A 17,648-nucleotide genomic window follows, 5' to 3' on the forward strand; every position below is an offset into this window, starting at 1 on the left:
TCCGAGAAAAAAGGGCGGCCCAATGCCGCCCTCGTCTGGTCATGACGCCGCTGATCAGCCGTCCACATCCTGTTGGCGAGCGGCGTCCGCTGCCATGGATTTGGACAGGCGCGCACGGGCAGCGCGGATCCCATTCCCGTACTCGACGGAAATCTGATCATAGTGCTCGAGCGCGCGGTCGATGATGGCGTCATCTACGCCATACATAGCTTCGGCCGTGTTCTCGTAAAGGCGCAGCTTCTGGGCCGCGTCGAAAATGTCGAACAGCGCCCGGGGTTGGCTGTAGTCATCATTGCCCTCCCGATGATTGTAGCGGTCTGCATCGCCCGAGATTTTCAGCGGGGGTTCGGCATAGGCCGGGCTTTCCGTCGCGCCGCCCATGGAGTTCGGCTCGTAATAGGCATCGCGCGCACCGGTCATCTGGCCCATCACATTCATCGCGCCGTCCTTGTGGTAGTGATGTACGGGACATTTCGGCTGGTTCACCGGCAGCTGCTCATAATGGGTGCCGATCCGGTAGCGGTGGGCATCGGCATAGGCAAAGATCCGCGCCTGCAGCACCTTGTCGGGGCTGAAGCCAATGCCGGGGACGATGTTGGACGGGCTGTACGCCGCCGTCTCGATCTCGGCGAAATAATTGTCCGCGTTGCGGTTCAGCTCCATCACGCCGACATCGATCAGCGGATATTCGTCATGGGGCCAGACCTTGGTCAGATCGAAGGGGTTGTAGGACGTCTTGTCGGCATCCTCCTCCGGCATGATCTGGACCTTTACGTCCCATTTCGGATAGCGCCCCTCTTCGATCGCGTCGAACAGGGCTTCCTGATAGCCCTCACGGGTCTTGCCGATCAGCTCGGCGGCCTGCGCATTGGTGTAGAAGTCATGACCCTGACGGGTCTTGAAGTGGAACTTCACCCAGAACCGCTCATTGTCCGCATTGATGAAGCTGAACGTGTGGGAGCCATAGCCGTTCATGTGCATTGGCGTTTTCGGGCAGCCGCGATCGGACATCAGGATCGTCACCTGGTGCAGCGCCTCGGGGCTCTGACTCCAGTAATCCCACATGGCTGTGGCTGAGCGCAGGTTCGTGCGCGGATGACGTTTCTGGGTGTGGATGAAATCCGGGAACTTGTACGGATCGCGCAGGAAGAAGACCGGCGTGTTGTTGCCGACGAGATCCCAATTGCCTTCTTCCGTATAGAACTTCACGGCAAAGCCGCGCACGTCGCGCTCATTATCGGCCGCGCCGAGCTCACCGGCCACGGTAGAGAAACGGGAGATGAGCGGCGTCTGCTTGCCCACCTCGCTGAAGATCTTCGCGCGGGTGTATTTCGTGATGTCGTTCGTCACGGTGAAGGTGCCGTGGGCGCCCCACCCCTTGGCGTGGACCACGCGCTCAGGAATCCGCTCGCGGTTCTGGTGGGCCAGCTTCTCGATCAGCTGGTAGTCCTGCATCAGAAGCGGACCGCGCGGCCCCGCCGTCTGGGAATTCTGGTTGTCGGCAATCGGGTTGCCGGCGGTCGTCGTCATGCGGGGCGTCTTGGCCATGGGCTTCTCCTCGAAGTGTTGAGGAGAAACTAGGCAGTACTGGATGATCGATCCAACAGATAATCTAAATCAGGGCCATCGGAAAATTCGAAGCTAGCGCAGTGCCGCCTTCAAGGCATCGCGGGTGTCGGCCACGGGCTTTTCAAACCGCCGCTGCATCACGGGGTCGCTGGCCGCCTGCTCCCGATTGAACCGCACGGGCGGTTCGGGGTCATATTCAAGGGCATTGGCGATGCTCTGGACCAGCGGCTCTCCCACGATCAGGCGCGCCAGCGCGAGGCCGAAATCGATGCCCGCTGTCACCCCGCCACCGGTCATCAGCTTGCCGTGCTGCACATAGCGGCCCTGGGTCGGGATCGCGCCTGCGTCCGCCAGCAGGTCGTGATAGGCCCAGTGGGTGGTGGCACGCCGCCCCTCAAGGCACCCCGCCGCGCCGAGCACCAGTGCGCCGGTGCAGACAGAGGTGATATAATTCGCCCCCGCCGCAATCCGCCGGACAAAGGACAGGCTCTCCGGGTCCGCCATCACATCGACAATGCCAAAGCCGCCGGGGATGCAGAGAACATCCGCCTGCTGAATGGCGTCGAATGTAGCGGTGGGGAGAATGGAGAAGCCGCTGTCCGTCGGCACCGGGTCATGCGTCTTCGCCACATAGCTCACGCTCGCCCCCGGCAGACGCGACAACACCTGCGCCGGACCGGTCATGTCCAGCTGGGTGACATTGGGAAACACGAGAAAGACGATGTGCATGGCGGGCCTCCACCGGCCCCATACGTCATCCGTTCACGGCGCGCCAGCGCGCCCGATCAGACCTCGCCGAGGGCCGCGAGATAGAGCTCAAGAATCGCTTCCATCTCCTGACGCTCATGACGTTCCATTTTGCGCAGGCGGATCACCTGGCGCATGATCTTGGTGTCATAGCCCTCGCCCTTGGCCTCGGCGTAGACTTCCTTGATGTCTTCCATCACGGCCTTTTTGTCTTCTTCGAGGCGCTCCACCCGCTCAATGAACAGGCGCAGTTTATCCGCCGCCACCGCATCGCTGCGCGCGGGGGTATCGTCAAAGCTTTGGGTACCGTCGGCCATGGGGACTATCCTGGATCGAAAAAGAGCGGCTAACAGGCCACGGCGAGCCTATATGCGCAACAGTGCGTTTTCCCCAATCGTCCCGATGCCCAAGGAGTCCCATGAGCAAGCCTGCAATTACCATCACCCCCATTGACGGCCTGACCATCGCCCGCCGCGGCACGGCCATTCTCGCCGCCAGCCAGAACGCCCTGTCCCTGCATGAAGGGGATCTGTCGCCGGTCACCTATTTCCCGCGGGCGAATATCTGGGCCGGGCTGCACCTGCCCACGACTTCCCGCACCCATTGCCCGCACAAGGGCGACGCGGCCTATTTCGATGCCGCGGGCGAGCATGACGGCGCGTGGATCTATTACGACCCCAAGGACAAGGTGGCGGCGATCGCCGATCACGTTGCCTATGTGCGGGAGGTTGCGGCGGTCGAGACCATCGCCCTGCCCGAGCTCGATCCGGACGCAAAGGCGATCATCGATTACTGGTTCGATGAGATCCCGCCCGCCAAGCAGTTCCAGGAAGACGCCACGATCGATGCAACGATCAAGGAGCGGTTCGGCGCCCATCACGCCCGGGCGGCCGGTGGGCATCTCAGCCGCTGGCAGAACCATCCGGTGGGGGCCCTCGCCCTCCTGATCCTGCTCGACCAGTTCTCCCGCAACCTCAATCGCGGATCAGAGAAAGCGTTTGCCCATGACGCCCAGGCCCGCAAGATCGCCGGGCTGATGATCCAGCGCGGCTTTGACCTCGCCCTGCCCGCCGCACAGCGCGCCTTTGTCTATATCCCGTTCATGCATTCCGAGGAGCTGGACGACCAGAACACCGCCGTCAGCCTGTTCGAGGACCGCCTGCCGGGCAGTCCCAACATGGCCTATGCCCTGTCCCACCGGCACGACATCCACCGACATGGCCGCTTTCCCTATCGCGACGAAGCCTTGGGGCGGTAGACCCGAAACGGCGACCGGGAATGGCAGAATTCTGGAGATTTCACGCGGAGAATGGGGCCCCGCGATTTTTTCCACTTCTGCGACATTCCCGGGTTGCATCCTCGCAAAGCCTCCGGCATAAGCCCGCTTCCACGCACCCGTAGCTCAGCTGGATAGAGCACCAGACTACGAATCTGGGGGTCAGAGGTTCGAATCCTTTCGGGTGCGCCATCTTCTCAAATAGCATATTTCCACCTTTCGGATTCGAGTTAAGCCCTTGAATTAGTTGGAAAGGAACGGCTGGACAGGCCGTTCGAAAACCTTCGTTTCTTTTGTACGGAATTCGGTCCTGAAACCCCAATCTGAGGACCAGTCTGCGCTGTTCCAGATTGCCAGAATGCCAGAGTTTCTGCGGGCTTCCGAGGAACAGCATAGCCGTTCGAAAACATTCGCCAAAGGGTCTGGCAGGCTTGCCGCTGTCGCGCAGTTTTTCGTTCAGAATGAGCTTTTCCTCTTCAAGCTGATGAATGCGTTTTTCGTACGCATTGACCACGGAGGGCGTGGACGCGCTCACGATCCTGTCCAGGAAACCGGCAATCTGGGCATCGACGCGGGCGATGCTCTGCTTGAAGCTTGTCGCTGCAAACTTCGCCTGGCTGATCCGGTGATCCCAGATATCCTTGAAGACGTGCCCGCACAGGTCGACGAGATCGCGGCTAGGCTGCATGTCACCGAGCAGTTCGTCGAACTCGGTTTCCATGTCATCGCGGCGAATGGATTTGCGGTAGCTGGGGCAACCTTTGCCGAAGCACATATAGTAAGGATGCTTCACGCCCTTGTATCCCGTCGACCAGCATGAGGTCATGGGCTTGCCGCAATCACCGCAGGTCACGAAGCCGCGCAAGGGGAAGTCATCGCGCAGGTCCTTACGGTACGGCGCTTTCTTGCCGTCGATCAGTCGTTGCTGAATGCGCTTGAAGGTCTGGTAGTCGATCAGGCCTTCGTGGCGGCCTTCCCGAAGCCCAACATTCCAACTGGGGACCTCGACATAGCCTGCGTAAAGCGAGCGCGTGAGGATGTTGGTGACACGCTGGACGCAGACCTCGCCGGTCGGACGGTCTTTGGGAAAGCATGGCTGTTCTTCCAAAAAGCGCTTCACTTCCGTCTGGGTCTCGAAGCGGCCAGAGGCAAAGCCTTCGAGAGCCTCCTGGACGACTGAGGCGAGCGGTTCATTGCGGACCAAAACCTTGCCTTCACCAGAGCGCCGCTCAAACTTGTAGCCGTACGGAGGATGAAACACCCAATAACCATTCATGGCGCGGGCGCGCATCCGGTTCTTGGTCTGCTCAGCGTTCTTCTGGCGCTGATGCTGTGACACGCTGGCCAGCAGGTTCTCGACCAGCTGGGAGTCACTGTCCTCGCCAAACTCGATGGATGGGCTTTGCAGCACCCCGCCCGCTGTCTGGATAGCGGCGCGCAGCTGCAAATGAGCTTCCAGCCCGCGCGCGAGACGTGAGATGTCATCGACGATGACCGCATGTTGCTTGTTGCGATGAGAGCGCAGAAAGCTGAGCATCGCCACCATGCCGGGCCGCGTGGTGAGACTCCCGGACATATCGTCAGTGAAGACTTCCACCACGTCGAGGCCGCGATACTTGGCGTATTCGCGGCAGCGCGTTTCCTGTGACTTGAGGCCGGAGCCTTGTGTCGTCTGTTTGACGTTGGAAACGCGCGCATAGATCACGGCCTTGGTCAGCTTGGTCGCAAGTTCTTGTTTCTCCATCATATGCGTCGGTCTCCTTGTCATTGGTCGGGGCGGAGTATGCCTTCCGCCTTTGGTCATGTTGATTTTGGTGATTGTCTATAGTTTACATCATCAGCACCCGGATGTGTTTGTTTTGTTGCTGCTTGTTCAGAGAAATGTTGCACAAGGCGGCTGGCATCAGGCCGAAAACCCAGATCGACAAAGCCGACCATGAGATTCCAGATGATTGTCAGAAACTCATGTTTTTCATCCTCGCTGATGTCCCAGTCTTCCAGGTGATGCATGTAGCGCTGCGCATCCATACGCAGTGCGCCGGGGCCGGTATCGGAAGAGTCTGGGCTGTGAGAGTCAGGTGGTCCAGTCATAGTTTGAAGATCCTCCTGGCTCAGCGGCTCGGGCCGTCGTCGAGATTGTCACCAGCCTGCGCGCCCCTGGCTTCCTTCATCAGCTTGCGGCTGCGGGCATAGGCCCCGCGCGCCAGCTCGGCTGCCCGCAGCAGGTCCGTGCCGACCAGGCTGTTCGTCTCCTTGGGATTGCCAGCGGCATCACGATAGGTACGCGTGATAGTGGTGGCGAAGTACGGGCCGTTGTCCCCTTCATTGCGCCAGATAGTGGCCTTGATTGCGCCGTCCTGGATGGTGGCTTCAGGCAATTGTTTCTTGCTCATGGTCTTTCTTCTTTCGTTTTGGAGTTGAAAAAAAACACACAGAACCGTCCGGGCACTGCTGAAATGTCCGGCTGCAAATTGCATATGTTCTGTGTTTGTTCTACAGTAACATATTCAACCAACCGATTGGAAGGAATTATTTCCTGTACGGAGGATAAGTCGGGTCCTCCGGCTTCCAGAGCCAGGGGTGGCGGGTATGCGCACAGGAACACGGCGCACCGTATCCGCCCTCGCAGTCCGGGCAGAAGGGATTTGAGCTGATGACATTTGATGACATGGCGGGAGCCTCTCCTTTTAAGCTATGACACAGATGCGACGCTAAACGGAGAGAGATCGATGTTCACGGCAATGAATGTCATCGGCAAGGACAGAAGCCAGGCAAGGGCTGTGAGCGAAAGCTTGGTGGCTAGACCGGAAGAGAGCTACTCGGCCTTTTACAAGCGCCAGCTTTATCTCGCCGTGCTGGATGATTTTGCTGCCTTTTCCGGAGGCGTCCACAAATACGCTGATGACATCATCCGCCAGCTGATCCGTGCTGAAAGCCACGGTCTTATTACCGGGCTGGAGCGGTCATGGTTCGAGTCCCCTGACGATGCCTCGCATCCTTTTCATGGACGCAATCTGCGCAACTTCCTCGCGGGAAAGGACTCATCTTTTGCGATCTGGGCCGTTCTCGATCTCTACGTGAAGGCCAAGCATCCCATCATTGCCAGAGGCTTCCGTCTCGACGGTTACCTGGAGAGGCTGGGACACACGCTTTCCGAGTTTATTGGCAGCCATGCGCTCGACCGGGCTGCGGCCATCCCGGACGCGCTCTACCGGTTCGATGGATTGCCGGACTTACCGGACGGTTTCTTGGCTTTCCTCTCCGTGCAGCCTTTGACGCAAAGACGCTTTGGTATCTGCCACATGATTATCCGGGCGGGTGAAGCCAACCTTGGTGGTGGCCTCACCGATAGGCGCTGCGCCGTGCGCCCCGGCGTGGTTATTCCGGGTAAATCATCGCAGGCTTTTTGCCTCCTTGATCCCCGCACGGATAATCCCGTTTTAGGGACGCTTCGATTGAGCGGGGATGCGCCAGATGCTTCCATTGTTGTGGAAGGCTCTATCTGCGCCACCGCTTTGCTGGAAATATCAAATAAAGACGAGATATCCACGCTTAGGCAGGTAACGGCGTTTTGCGCGGGAGATGCGCCATGAAGGAACTCTTCGATGCCGCTCGGAATGGCGATCTGGAAGCCATTCGGAAGATCCACGCCAAAAGTCCGAAATCCATTAATGCGCAGTCAAAAGAGTGCGGCTCAACCGCGCTGCATGAGGCAGCGCGCTACGGCAATGCGCTGACTGCCTACGTGCTCCTAAGTGAGGCTGGCGCAAATCCCCACTTGCGCGATCACCATAACCACCGGCCACTCGATATTGCTCAGTGGTCAGATGCAGCCACGCAGCGAGTGCTCAGGGAGGCGACGCATGCACGTCTCTATGCAGAAGCGTCAGTGAGGAGCGCTCCAGTATTTAAACCGGAGATCTTTTCAACCAAGAAAATAAGGCACTTAGCCAAAGCCTACAAAAATCGATATTTCTCCGAAGATTTAGGATAGCTCAGGCGCTATCTTGCTTAGGGATGAGGTCGAGAAGTTTTTTCTCAAGGTCTTCAAAATTTTCGACGTCAAACGAGGCGGTAGACTTCCGACACAACGCCCTATGATAGGATTCGAACATTCCAATCAGGTATTCACTGCGAGTGCGGAAGACGTAGCCATTGGGTTCTTCTGATTGAAGTCCCCAACCGAAGTAAACCTCACGCTCGGAGTCTTGGCCGTCAAACTGCAGGATCACGAAATTTAAGACACTTGACTCAGAAACAAAATTGGCGCGGTACGTCCCGGGTCTGTTTTTGGAAGGACCGATCGCTTTCGAAACAGACTTTGCTCGATCTTGTCCTGCGTTATTAGTACTCAAAACGTCCTGCCAGTGTGCACCAGGTTTTTTGAGAACCGTAACATAACGATCCTCAATACCTTCCACATACTTCGGAATGCCGTCATCAATCACATATACGTTGCGAACAAAAATGGCTTGCTCCGCCCTGTCAGCGACAATTTTTGCCGCTGAATGAGCATATCCGACTCTCTCAATGAACGATCCTGTTCTCGCCAGAATATCTGATTGTTTTAGTGCAAACTCCACTAAGTTACTCATCGCGATACGTGCTTGACCAGTTATCAAGTAAGCATTCGCGATGAGCTGCAATGCCACCGTTACAAGAGCTATGATAATGGATATTTCTTGACCGTACTTTATTGAATCCTTCAATAAATATATTGTCAAAGATGATATCAAGCCAAACCCCGATACAGCAGTAGATATATATTGAATTAAAGATAATACTTTACTTTTATCAATTACTTCTTTACGAAGATTATCCATGAGCATAAGGAAATTCCTCTCAAATGAGAATGAGGCTCGAGAGCCAGTAATAGCTTTGTTTGCTTTAGCTGCGATATTTTATTCGGCAGTTGGCCTTGCATACTTTATAAAAACTGAAGGTATGCTACCGAATTCTGAGGCAGAAATCAGTGAAGATGGTTCCGAGAGCTGTGAGCGAATAGATCAGGCTTCGTCCGTCGATCATTCATCTTCACCTAAGCCATAGCAAACCGATTCGTTTAACGTTTTCCAAATTTTTTAGGTTTCAACAAATCTCTTGGGCCTGCCGCCCACGCGGCCCCGCGCTCTGGCGGCGGCCAGACCGGCCAGCGTTCTCTCCCTGATAATTTCCCGCTCAAACTCCGTCAGTGCCGACATGATGTGAAAGATCAACTTGCCCTGACTGGTGGTGAGATCGATTGGCTCCTGTAGCGCGCGGAAGCCCACCTCGCGCGCCTCCAGATCGGTGACGATGTCGGTGAGATGCCGCAGGGACCGCGCCAGGCGGTCCAGCTTCCAGACAACCAGCACATCACCTGCGCCCAGAGCCGCCAAAGCGCGCTTGAGCTCAGGCCGCTTCTTGTCAGCCCCTGAACCCGTTTCCCGGAAAATGCGGGTGCAGCCCGCCGCCTTCAGCGCGTCGATTTGAAGGTTTAGCGACTGGTCTGCGGTCGACTTGCGGGCATAGCCGACAAGCATGGCGATCCTCCTGGTTGTCCGTTGAGCGGGGCTGAAGGCCGGAACGCCATTGCGGGAAAACGATCGTTTTCGTGATGGCCGTTTTCGCTGAGGCGTCTGGTCTCTCAAAGCCTTTAAACAACTTACTTCGTGCCTTCTTTAAGTCAATCGAAATAGTGAGCCTTTAAAACGATCGTTTTAGATTCGACAATATTTCGTGATTATTGTATAGTGCCGAGCATAATTGAGGTGTCCCATTATATGAGGGACGAGAGTATTATGCGTCATTCTGCTACTTCCCGCGCTGCCAAAAGCGCCGCCGTTGCCCTCTTCGCCGGATTGAGCGGCCTGGGCACGCAGGCCAATGCTCAGGACAAACTGGCCGGTGATGCCGGCGCTGTCATGGCAGAGCTGACCGGCAATCGCGGACAAATCGTCCTCATGGCCGCTGACCGCGTTACACCCAAAGGCCGCCTCGCAACCTATTTCACCTGCAGCGCAGATGGCTCTGAGGGATATGTCGTGGAGACCAACGCCTCCTTGCGCCATCAGCCTACCAAGGCGGCTGTGCGCGATGTGGTCACAGACTGCAGCTTTCATGATGTCGAGTTTGAAGATGTGGACCCGCCGCGTCTCAGCTTCAACAAGGATGCAGCCTACAAGGACTGTGAACGTCTGATGGCAACCAAGCCGGATTTCAATCGGTGTGGTTACGTCGATGACGCGATGACATACACCAGAGAAGATAAGTTTCGTATCGCCTATATGGGGCGCACGGAACAGAAGGAAGGCGGCAAGCTGGTACTTTTCGTTGTTCGCCCGGAGGATGGAGAGGGTCAGATGGAATACGTCACCCGCTCAGGGGCGACATTTGACTTTGATTTTGCCGGATATGACCGCTTTGCCTATAATCCGGCCATTCAGGACAAGCTGGACGCACGGCGTCGTCAGGCCTCACTTCAACTCGATTAGGCCGGTCCACCGAAAAACGCTGGCGAAGACGTGCTGGCCAGCTCTTCCACCGGCTCATCCAGCTCCACAGCACTTTCAACTGCCCCGTCGCGATTTGGATTGTCTTGGAATGACATCTTCGTTCCAAAATTTCGGTCGCTGTTTCGCTCAACCTCTTTCTGAGCAGCCTCGATCACATCAGGATTTTCCTGCGCGATTTCTTCAAGGCGCGCCATGTCGGCCGCATCAGGTTCCTGTCCCTGATCTCTTGCGCTTCTGACCCTCGCCATAATCTCGAATGTTTCGATAAGGACGACTTCCGCGCGGTCGCGGTCCATGCCAGGGTTTTCGGCAACGACGTTATCCAGAAACGCCTTGCGCTTGGCGGGATCACTCAGAAACTCTTCGCCGATTTCTGCCCAGGCATCCACATCGAACTCGAACCCGCCGACATTCAGTATGCGGTTCAGCGTTTTCTTAGCCTCATCGGCCATCATATCGAGGCTTACCTCTTCAGCATCCTTCTTCTTTTCGCGGTCTCTCTCAAAGAAGACCTCGCTGCCGCCCTGCGGCGCGATATAGCCCTTGGCTTCCAGCTCATCCTCGCGGTGCTCCTGCATCACGTTGGAGGCGGTAATCTCCTGATTGGCATAGACGTTATGCCCTGGTGATGTTTCTTCAGAGGTGACATCAGCCAATAGAGCCGAGGCCTCAAGCTTCGGTGACCTGTCGAGCAGCTTTCCGTTCTGGCCGCTGCTCTCATTAAATGTCTCTACAAGGAAGCTCATGCCATGCACTCCTGCGCCATTGCTTCAGCTTCAGCCAGACGGCGGTGAAGGATTTCAAGGCTGAGACGGATGTGCTTCCTCATCACGCGATGCGCTGCAGCGCCGTGCGCGCCCGCGTCCCTGAAAGGCTCCAGATAATAGGATTGCAGATCGGGACAGCCCAGAATGAGATTGTCGAGGATATGCCAGTGATGATTGCTGAGACGCAGGCGTACGAGGCTTTTGGTCTTTTGGCACAGCACGGCGCGCTCGCTGATCCGCCAATCTTCAGATGTGCCTGGCTTGCTTTCCAGCAGGTCGACCATGCCCCGCATAACATCGATACGCTGAGGCAAAGGCAGTCTGCCCAGGAATTCCGTTTCGCGCTGTGTCTCCGTTGTCATTTCACAACAGTATACACGCCGAAGCTTAAAGAATTATGAAAAATACCGTGTACGAATTAAACGTGCGCCGAAGCTGCTTGGACGGATTGTGAGCTGAGCTTCCAAATCTAGGCCAAGGTAGCGCTTTCAGCCGATGGCGCGGCCACTCCGGACCATCACTTGAACCTTGCCTGACCGAGGGCTGAGTTTGCAACCCCGGCCCGCGCCAGCCTTTGCCTCTGGCAGGGAGGGCCCAGGCAAAGGCCCGTGTAGGGGTTTCCCGGCTTCGCCGGTGCAATCACGCCCGTATCGGCCAGGCCTTTTCGGTTCAATGGTCGGAATGAACCGGCCACGAACTGAAAGGCATCACCATGCAAAACGAAGAAAGCCGCGCTTCAACCCACGCCCAGAAAGCTCAGGCGATCGCAACACTCAATGACCGGTTCCGGTCCCGGCTTCATATTCCCGTATTCGGCAGACCCGATGTTCCGGGGACGTTTCTGCTGACCTCCGGCATCACACAACTCTCACCACTGGCTCAAGTCGACATACTGGCCAGGGTACGCGGATTTGACAGTTTTACGGAGGATAATGATCCATATGGCGAGCACGATTTTGGCTCTCTGGATCATGCGGAAGCCGGGAAAGTGTTCTGGAAGATCGACTACTATGCCGATGACAGCTGCATGTATGGCAGCGAGCATCCGGAAGACCCGAGCAGCTCGTACCGGGTCCTAACCATCATGCTAGCAAGTGAATATTGAGCTGCTTTCGATCCTCATCGGACGATTCAACGAAGGCGCACTATCATCGGTCCTAAAGATGACGGTGCGCTATTGCTTGTTGCCCCATACCCAAAAGTGTTTGGACTTGGCTTTCCATCGGGACCATGCGACTGGTTAATATCTGGGGCGAATTCGGAATCGTCAGTTTCAACGCCCTCCAAGATGGCCTCTTTAAAATCTCCCAGATGCTCAATTGATTCTAGTACGTTGTGCATGTCTTTTTTGGTAGAATTATAGTCCTTCCAAAATCCGTCCCGATTTCTTGCCTTTGTATGATACCACCTTTCGGCGAAGACCGAGATACTCTCGCGATACTTTTCTATCCGCCTACGGATTACAGGCGATAATGCCCCGTTTTCACAAACTCGAATGGCATCTTCCAGCCGTTTGTCGATACCTTCGAATATGGAAAGTTTAGCCCACTGAGGTTTGTCCACACTCCACTTAATGTCAGTTCCCAGCCCATCAAACGAAATAGCAGCTAAGCGCGCTTGGACACCAACCACAGTTTTTGCGATTTGGTCTTTAGCTTTTCGGGCCTTGTCAGCGTTATCGATGTGCCTTCTCAGCAAGTAACCAGCGACTCCTCCCAACGGTCCTCCCCATATCGCCGGATCGCCTACGTACTGTAGGACATTACCAAAATCGATTTCCATCTCCACCTCTCTAGAAGTACGTCCCCGAAGTCATGTTAGACTGGGAATTACCAGATGATCAATTGCTGCCAATTTGAGAAACTCGATTTTTAAGCGCTGATTTTTTTCATCAATCCAATGGCCTATGCTGAAAATAAGCCTCTTCTCTTATTGACGCATCCGTCAACGCAACCTGATGCTCAAATAGTTCCAATAGAAATTCTCTGAATGCCCAGCGCAATGCGGGCTCAAAATATTCCGGCTGAGCTGTCCGTGCGGTCTCTACGGCTGCATCCATCAGGCAATGCATCGTCAACAGACCATGATGCTTCAGATAATAAAAATACGACCACTCTTTTCGCGTAAGCGTGAATGTTCGTGCCACTCCATCCGGACACTGCAGGAGGTAGGTCTTTTTCTGAGACCAGTGAGTTAAATTTGAAAAGTCCGGATCAGCGAGAGATTTTGTCATCGTCCTTGAGTTTACTCCGCGCACCTGATGCGGAGGAAATATTGTTCGTAAGCTTTTTATTTCTCTCGATATTTTTCGCATCAAGCCTGCCTTCCTCGGCCCTTAATCTGTCGGCAAACACCTTTCTGTCCACCTGGTTCGCCATCTCTCCAAGCGCCCCGCCCGGGCGCGGCGCGCGCTGAGGGCGTGGTGCCAAGGCATCAGTGCTCGATGACTTTTCAGTATGATCTTCGGGCTCCCTTGCAGCCTTAAATGACTTCACAAGCGAGCCCGTGAGCTTCGGGTGAAAATCTCCATACTTTCCCGACATCTTAGCTTCTCCTGTTTAGGCAAGGGGCGTGGCACGAGAGCGAAACGGCTCATCGGCGAAGTAACGGAGTTTTTGAAGCCGCATGGGGCGCAGGCCCGCTGGCAGGCAGAGGGCGTAATCCGACTCCGGATGATTGCGCCGCCCAAAATACCGGGCAATTTCATCGGGCAGCATCAGGCGGCTGCGGACCAGTTCAGGAGAATAGGAATTCTGTGCGCCGCCGCCGGTCTGGTGCGACTCTGCCCCGAACATAGGCATACTGCCGGACTTGTCAGCGCCAACGCTTGCCAGAAGCTTTGCCAGTCCGGCATGGGTGTCAGCTGTCGTGATGGAGACATTCACGGACTCACGCACCCGCAAGACTTCGGTGTCATCCAGCTTTTCAGAGAGATATTTGAGCGTAGTAAGGTCCGTATTGGCGAAGGCTGTCACCATCCCGGCATTGCCGATAAAGGTCTCCCAGCGTTTGGGGTATATGTCCTTGAGCTGACCCAGATCCTGCAGGATTGACCACAGCTTCACCTTGAACCCGGCGATGTAAGAGGCAGCCCGCTCGATCGCCTGGAGCTTTCCCAGCGTTGCAAACTCATCCATCAGAAACAGGACCGGTAGGCTTTCATCTGAAGCGGGCGTGCGCTGCAAGGTCTGCAGACTGAGCGTTATCATCAGGCGCAGCCAGCGGGCGTGAGCAGCCAAGCGCCATTCAGGGAGGACGAGGTAGATCGTCATCCCTTGAGGTAAGCGCAGGTCTTTCAGATCGAATGTCGAGCCTGAAAGACACACAGCCATCGGGCCTGTCTGAAGGAACTCGACATTGCGGCGCGCAGTGGAAAGGACCGAGCCTCTCTCACGCTCTCCCATATCAATCATCATGGTCGCAATCGAGGAGACCGCCCCGCCAAAGCCTTCTTCTGCCGCCATATAATCAAGCAGCAGGTCGAGAGACGGCTGCTGACCTTCGCTTTCAGCCAGCCCTCTGAACGCCAGATCCTGCAGGTGGAACGGCGTGCGGTATTGATCTGGCGCGCTCGAGGCGATCCACAGGATGAGCGCTTTCAGGTAAGCCCGGGCAGTTTCGTGCCAATGGGCATCGCGCTCATCCGTGTTGACCATAAAGGCGTCGGCCAGGCCGCTGGCGTCATCAACAACTTCAGGATCGTCGGGATCAATATAGCCAAAGAAGTTCAGCCTTCCGCGAAGCTCTTCAGGCACATGCGCAACCCGGAAGGGATCGAGGACGACGACTTTTTGCCCTAAAACTTTCGCGCGAAAGCGCGCCGTGATGCTGGCATTCTCCCCCTTGGGATCAATCACGACAGCCGAGCCGCCGTAATGCAGCAGGTTAGGGATGATCTGCGAGACGCCTTTACCGGAGCGCGATCCCGCCAAAGTCACCAGATGGCGATCATCCGTATAACCGATAATGCGGTTGCCGCTCCTGCCCAGAATGATGCGGTCGCGGGCATCATCCAGATTTGTGATGCCGAACGCCCGCTGCGCCACGGACGAGGCCAGAAACCCCGCCGTGGCAAGAGCCTCCTGGCCATCACTCGGATCGTCAGGATCGACACGCGGCAGAAGCGGAAAACTCATGGCCTAGCATTGGCCATGACGTTCTCGCTCGCACCGCACCGCAGGGCCGCTGCATCCGCATAACCATCGCCCTGTGAGTACAGAGCATTGAGCGAGCGCTGCTTGTTCTCCTGCGTCGCTTCAGCGGCGGATTGGAAGATGGGTAGTTTCTCGGTCAGCTCTTTCAACTCGGCCTGCATTTGTGTGCAGTCCGAATAGGCTCTGCGGGGCTCAGCAATAATGGCATCGCGCTGCCGCTCCCATTCGCTTTGCTTCGCATTGCAGGCATTCGTCGCTCGCGAAAGGCATTTTCCGTAGAGTTCATCGACCTCCCGGACGAACGCAACCCTGCCGATCACCAGACTCTGCAGCTTGGCCCTTGCACCAGCCTCGAAGGCTTCCTCGTCTGTAATCTGATTGAGACCGCAGGCTTTCTTGTAATCCCCATTCTTGTGCCAGTGATCCCACATTTCGATCTCTTCGTAGCGGCCACGACGGGTGAAAACTTCCGAGCCTTCTGACTGGCTGAAGCGCGTGTAAATCTGGTCGACGCAGGCAGCCGTCGCCTGATACTCGACTTCCTCCGGACTCAGCACATTCGTAGGCCTCGGAGGAATGGCTCTCTGCTCCGGCATTTTGCAGGAGCCGCCCATGTTGGCCTTGTTGAACTGCAGGCTGTAGCGCAGGTCCCCAATCCGCTTTTCGACATTGGAAAGTCTGGATGCGATATCCTCATCGCGAGCGACAGCCTGCGCTGCAGTCAGGTAAGTGTTGGCATACGGATTTGCGAAACGATACGGATCGCTCGTATCAGCGCGCACAGGGATCGGCTTGCCTGTATAGTCGTGCAGCACGAGACAAGAGCGCCCCTGAGCCAGCTCGGCAAAATCAGCCGTTGGGAACGTCACTACGTTGTTGATGAACTTGCCGCCAGCCAGGTGCTCCGCCGCCTGGGGCGGCAGCCCGGGATCAGTGCTTGCCAGGATCACCGGATTGACTTCATAGGCACGCGCTTGCTGAGTGCAGGCCTTATAGCTTCGCGTCAGTTCGTTCCGATAGGGCTGCAGATTGGCAACCTGTTGCTGGGGCGTGCCCGTGATCATTTCAAAGCCACGAACCTGACCAGCTAGACCATACACACCTCGCCAATTGCTCTGAAGCTGGCGGATATGCGCATCAACGCGGTCGATCTCTGACTTGAGGTCATCACATCGCACCGGCGTTCGGTCCGTGACCTTCGTTCGGTACACAACGATCTGATCGGGCGAGACCTGGGCCACGACTTCGCCGGGACGCGGCGCGACGTATTCAGGTTCAACAACGTGGAATTTTGGACCAGTCGCAGATGCGGCGCAGCCGCCAGCCAACAGGCAGGCTGCCAAAGCACGGGTTTTCATGATCAGCCTCCGGAATTTTGGATATCAGCGAACTCTTCACAGGGAGCAGATGCCGCCATCTTCGCCCGCACAGAGCACTCGGACCACCGGCCTGTTTGAGCCATGCAGCTGGCCTGTACATCCTGAACAATTTGGGTTCGCTGCACTTCGCAGGCCTGAGCAGCGGCAATCCGCGCACGCTGCGTCTCCGTCTGGCGGATGAATTCGGTTTCTGCAGGGGCAATGGTCAGTCTGGCCTGTGCCTGGCCTTCCGCTTCGATAGCGGCGGCATCGCTTTTGCCGTGCGCCTGCGTGACGATAGCATCGCGCTCACCCTCGGCCTGTATGCGCCTCGCATCGGCTAGACCTGGCGCAGCGACCAGCTCTCTTTTTGCAGTGGTCGTCCCCACTTTTTCTGCCACAACCGTGGAGGCCTTCAACGGCTCCGGCAGCACGAATTCTCCCACGAACAGGTAGATGAGTGCCAGCGTGCCGCCGTAAGTGCTGACACGCTTCATCACTGCGTCCATCACTTGAATGATTTTCGGCGTACCACCCGAGCGATGCTCGGCAAGCTGATGATGTTGTGTCATTGTTGGTGCAGCCGAGCGCCTCGCGCGCACGACTGTTCCGTATACGTCTTCTTGAGACATATCCCCCGTAACCTCTGTCCATTCCCAGGAACAATTTTAATCCGAAAAATTTCGCGGCTGGCAACCCATAATTGTGGGAGCGCTACCGAGATCGCCAGTCAACGAATGTCATCACGAGTCCTTTTCAGCACCGTTTCGGATGCGGAAATTGTTCGCTCTGAGCGACAGGCGTTGGTCCTACAATTGAGATCAGCGGATTTAGCGTTGTACGCAAGATGTGCGTGGTAATACCACGCGATCTTGGCAAGGGGGCCCGCTGCGCGCCCCCGTTGCATCCCCCCCGGCTGTGGCGACTGTCAGGCATTGAGCCTTCATCCGCCATGCCATCGTATCGTCGATGGATCTCTCGTCAGGGTAATGGGCCGAGGGCACCCGCCAATCAGGGGAGCGTTCCGGCTGCCCCCGATACTCCCATGACCAACGCTTTCGTGCGTTGGATCACGACCAAAGAGCCTGCCCGTGCTCTTTGGAAACATGGGCCAACCCTCTCGCGGGTTGGATGCGCGTCAGCTTTACCGCTCTGAACCCGGTGAAAAAATGCTCGCGATATGTGTATCCGTTGGGTACACTCATCTTCATGAAAGATTCGGGCCTTCGCATTCGCATTGAGCGTGACCTCCGGGAGCGCTTCCTAGAGACATGCCGACGACA

At 56.5% G+C, this 17,648-nt stretch carries 21 protein-coding genes, 1 tRNA gene and 1 pseudogene; 7 read left to right on the forward strand and 16 right to left on the reverse strand.

Features of this window, described 5'->3' with window-relative positions; all coding sequences use genetic code 11:
• Positions 1 to 54: 54 nt before the first annotated feature.
• The 3 genes from RUI03_RS10440 to RUI03_RS10450 all read right to left on the reverse strand — a co-directional run bounded on the left by RUI03_RS10440 (position 55) and on the right by RUI03_RS10450 (position 2,633).
• Positions 55 to 1,548 carry a catalase gene (locus RUI03_RS10440; RefSeq protein WP_317287401.1) on the reverse strand — a complete coding sequence of 498 codons (1,494 nt, stop codon included), beginning with the start codon at positions 1,546 to 1,548 and terminating at the stop codon, positions 55 to 57.
• Between the two features lie 93 nt (positions 1,549 to 1,641).
• Positions 1,642 to 2,298 carry a DJ-1/PfpI family protein gene (locus RUI03_RS10445; protein ID WP_317287402.1) on the reverse strand — a complete coding sequence of 219 codons (657 nt, stop codon included), beginning with the start codon at positions 2,296 to 2,298 and terminating at the stop codon, positions 1,642 to 1,644.
• Positions 2,299 to 2,354: 56 nt separating this feature from the next.
• Positions 2,355 to 2,633, reverse strand: coding sequence for a DUF2312 domain-containing protein (locus RUI03_RS10450; RefSeq protein WP_317287403.1), 279 nt, complete (start codon positions 2,631 to 2,633; stop codon positions 2,355 to 2,357).
• A 101-nt stretch (positions 2,634 to 2,734) separates the two neighbouring features.
• Between RUI03_RS10450 and RUI03_RS10455 the strand changes: the two genes are divergently transcribed.
• The 3 genes from RUI03_RS10455 to RUI03_RS10465 all read left to right on the forward strand — a co-directional run bounded on the left by RUI03_RS10455 (position 2,735) and on the right by RUI03_RS10465 (position 4,412).
• On the forward strand, positions 2,735 to 3,574 hold the full coding sequence (locus RUI03_RS10455) for a DUF924 family protein (protein ID WP_317287404.1): 840 nt from the start codon (positions 2,735 to 2,737) through the stop codon (positions 3,572 to 3,574).
• A 133-nt stretch (positions 3,575 to 3,707) separates the two neighbouring features.
• Positions 3,708 to 3,784, forward strand: a tRNA-Arg gene (locus RUI03_RS10460).
• Between the two features lie 166 nt (positions 3,785 to 3,950).
• Entirely contained in the window at positions 3,951 to 4,412 is a 462-nt protein-coding gene (locus tag RUI03_RS10465) for a hypothetical protein (RefSeq protein ID WP_317287405.1), read from the forward strand.
• On the opposite strand, the pseudogene RUI03_RS14765 reads toward RUI03_RS10465, so the two are convergent.
• The 3 genes and pseudogenes from RUI03_RS14765 to RUI03_RS10475 all read right to left on the reverse strand — a co-directional run.
• Positions 4,359 to 5,396 (reverse strand): annotated as a pseudogene (locus RUI03_RS14765) (recombinase family protein); the annotation flags it as partial. The gene RUI03_RS10465 and the pseudogene RUI03_RS14765 overlap by 54 nt on opposite strands.
• Positions 5,393 to 5,683 carry a hypothetical protein gene (locus RUI03_RS10470; protein ID WP_317287406.1) on the reverse strand — a complete coding sequence of 97 codons (291 nt, stop codon included), beginning with the start codon at positions 5,681 to 5,683 and terminating at the stop codon, positions 5,393 to 5,395. The gene RUI03_RS10470 and the pseudogene RUI03_RS14765, both read right to left, overlap by 4 nt.
• A gap of 20 nt (positions 5,684 to 5,703) precedes the next feature.
• Entirely contained in the window at positions 5,704 to 5,985 is a 282-nt protein-coding gene (locus RUI03_RS10475; RefSeq protein WP_317287407.1) for a hypothetical protein, read from the reverse strand.
• 336 nt (positions 5,986 to 6,321) lie between these two features.
• Here RUI03_RS10475 and RUI03_RS10480 point away from each other — a divergent pair, with 336 nt between their 5' ends.
• Both RUI03_RS10480 and RUI03_RS10485 read left to right on the forward strand, forming a co-directional pair.
• Complete coding sequence (locus RUI03_RS10480; protein WP_317287408.1) at positions 6,322 to 7,185, forward strand: hypothetical protein; 864 nt, start codon at positions 6,322 to 6,324, stop codon at positions 7,183 to 7,185.
• Entirely contained in the window at positions 7,182 to 7,586 is a 405-nt protein-coding gene (locus RUI03_RS10485) for an ankyrin repeat domain-containing protein (protein ID WP_317287409.1), read from the forward strand. The genes RUI03_RS10480 and RUI03_RS10485 overlap by 4 nt, the downstream gene beginning before the upstream one ends.
• A gap of 1 nt (position 7,587) precedes the next feature.
• On the opposite strand, the gene RUI03_RS10490 is transcribed toward RUI03_RS10485, so the two are convergent.
• Positions 7,588 to 8,415: a hypothetical protein gene (locus tag RUI03_RS10490; RefSeq protein ID WP_317287410.1), complete on the reverse strand. Its 828-nt coding sequence runs from the start codon at positions 8,413 to 8,415 to the stop codon at positions 7,588 to 7,590.
• A 258-nt stretch (positions 8,416 to 8,673) separates the two neighbouring features.
• Positions 8,674 to 9,114: a recombinase family protein gene (locus RUI03_RS10495; protein ID WP_317287411.1), complete on the reverse strand. Its 441-nt coding sequence runs from the start codon at positions 9,112 to 9,114 to the stop codon at positions 8,674 to 8,676.
• Between the two features lie 258 nt (positions 9,115 to 9,372).
• On the opposite strand from RUI03_RS10495, the gene RUI03_RS10500 reads away from it, so the two are divergent.
• Positions 9,373 to 10,065, forward strand: a complete 693-nt coding sequence (locus tag RUI03_RS10500) for a hypothetical protein (protein ID WP_317287412.1) — start codon at positions 9,373 to 9,375, stop codon at positions 10,063 to 10,065.
• Here the strand turns inward: RUI03_RS10500 and RUI03_RS10505 are convergent.
• Positions 10,062 to 10,832, reverse strand: a complete 771-nt coding sequence (locus tag RUI03_RS10505) for a hypothetical protein (RefSeq protein WP_317287413.1) — start codon at positions 10,830 to 10,832, stop codon at positions 10,062 to 10,064. The two genes, RUI03_RS10500 and RUI03_RS10505, sit on opposite strands and share 4 nt — an antisense overlap.
• Complete coding sequence (locus RUI03_RS10510) at positions 10,829 to 11,215, reverse strand: hypothetical protein (protein WP_317287414.1); 387 nt, start codon at positions 11,213 to 11,215, stop codon at positions 10,829 to 10,831. Before RUI03_RS10510 ends, RUI03_RS10505 begins: the two co-directional genes overlap by 4 nt.
• Positions 11,216 to 11,565: 350 nt before the next feature.
• Here RUI03_RS10510 and RUI03_RS10515 point away from each other — a divergent pair, with 350 nt between their 5' ends.
• The gene (locus tag RUI03_RS10515) at positions 11,566 to 11,958 is read left to right on the forward strand and encodes a DUF3768 domain-containing protein (protein ID WP_317287415.1); all 393 of its coding nucleotides are present in this window, start codon (positions 11,566 to 11,568) and stop codon (positions 11,956 to 11,958) included.
• A 26-nt stretch (positions 11,959 to 11,984) separates the two neighbouring features.
• Here the strand turns inward: RUI03_RS10515 and RUI03_RS10520 are convergent, their stop codons facing one another.
• The 6 genes from RUI03_RS10520 to RUI03_RS10545 all read right to left on the reverse strand — a co-directional run bounded on the left by RUI03_RS10520 (position 11,985) and on the right by RUI03_RS10545 (position 16,997).
• Positions 11,985 to 12,635: a hypothetical protein gene (locus RUI03_RS10520; protein WP_317287416.1), complete on the reverse strand. Its 651-nt coding sequence runs from the start codon at positions 12,633 to 12,635 to the stop codon at positions 11,985 to 11,987.
• A gap of 109 nt (positions 12,636 to 12,744) precedes the next feature.
• Positions 12,745 to 13,086: a hypothetical protein gene (locus RUI03_RS10525; protein ID WP_317287417.1), complete on the reverse strand. Its 342-nt coding sequence runs from the start codon at positions 13,084 to 13,086 to the stop codon at positions 12,745 to 12,747.
• A complete protein-coding gene (locus RUI03_RS10530) occupies positions 13,067 to 13,396 on the reverse strand; it encodes a hypothetical protein (protein WP_317287418.1) in 330 nt (109 codons plus the stop codon). Before RUI03_RS10530 ends, RUI03_RS10525 begins: the two co-directional genes overlap by 20 nt.
• A gap of 15 nt (positions 13,397 to 13,411) precedes the next feature.
• Positions 13,412 to 14,989 (reverse strand): type IV secretory system conjugative DNA transfer family protein, encoded by a 1,578-nt coding sequence (locus tag RUI03_RS10535; RefSeq protein WP_317287419.1) that lies wholly within the window; start codon positions 14,987 to 14,989, stop codon positions 13,412 to 13,414.
• Positions 14,986 to 16,365, reverse strand: coding sequence for a hypothetical protein (locus RUI03_RS10540; RefSeq protein WP_317287420.1), 1,380 nt, complete (start codon positions 16,363 to 16,365; stop codon positions 14,986 to 14,988). The genes RUI03_RS10535 and RUI03_RS10540 overlap by 4 nt, the downstream gene beginning before the upstream one ends.
• 2 nt (positions 16,366 to 16,367) lie before the next feature.
• Positions 16,368 to 16,997 (reverse strand): hypothetical protein, encoded by a 630-nt coding sequence (locus RUI03_RS10545; RefSeq protein WP_317287421.1) that lies wholly within the window; start codon positions 16,995 to 16,997, stop codon positions 16,368 to 16,370.
• Positions 16,998 to 17,648: the final 651 nt, after the last annotated feature.

The organism is Parvularcula sp. LCG005 (assembly GCF_032930845.1).
GTDB lineage: Bacteria > Pseudomonadota > Alphaproteobacteria > Caulobacterales > Parvularculaceae > Parvularcula.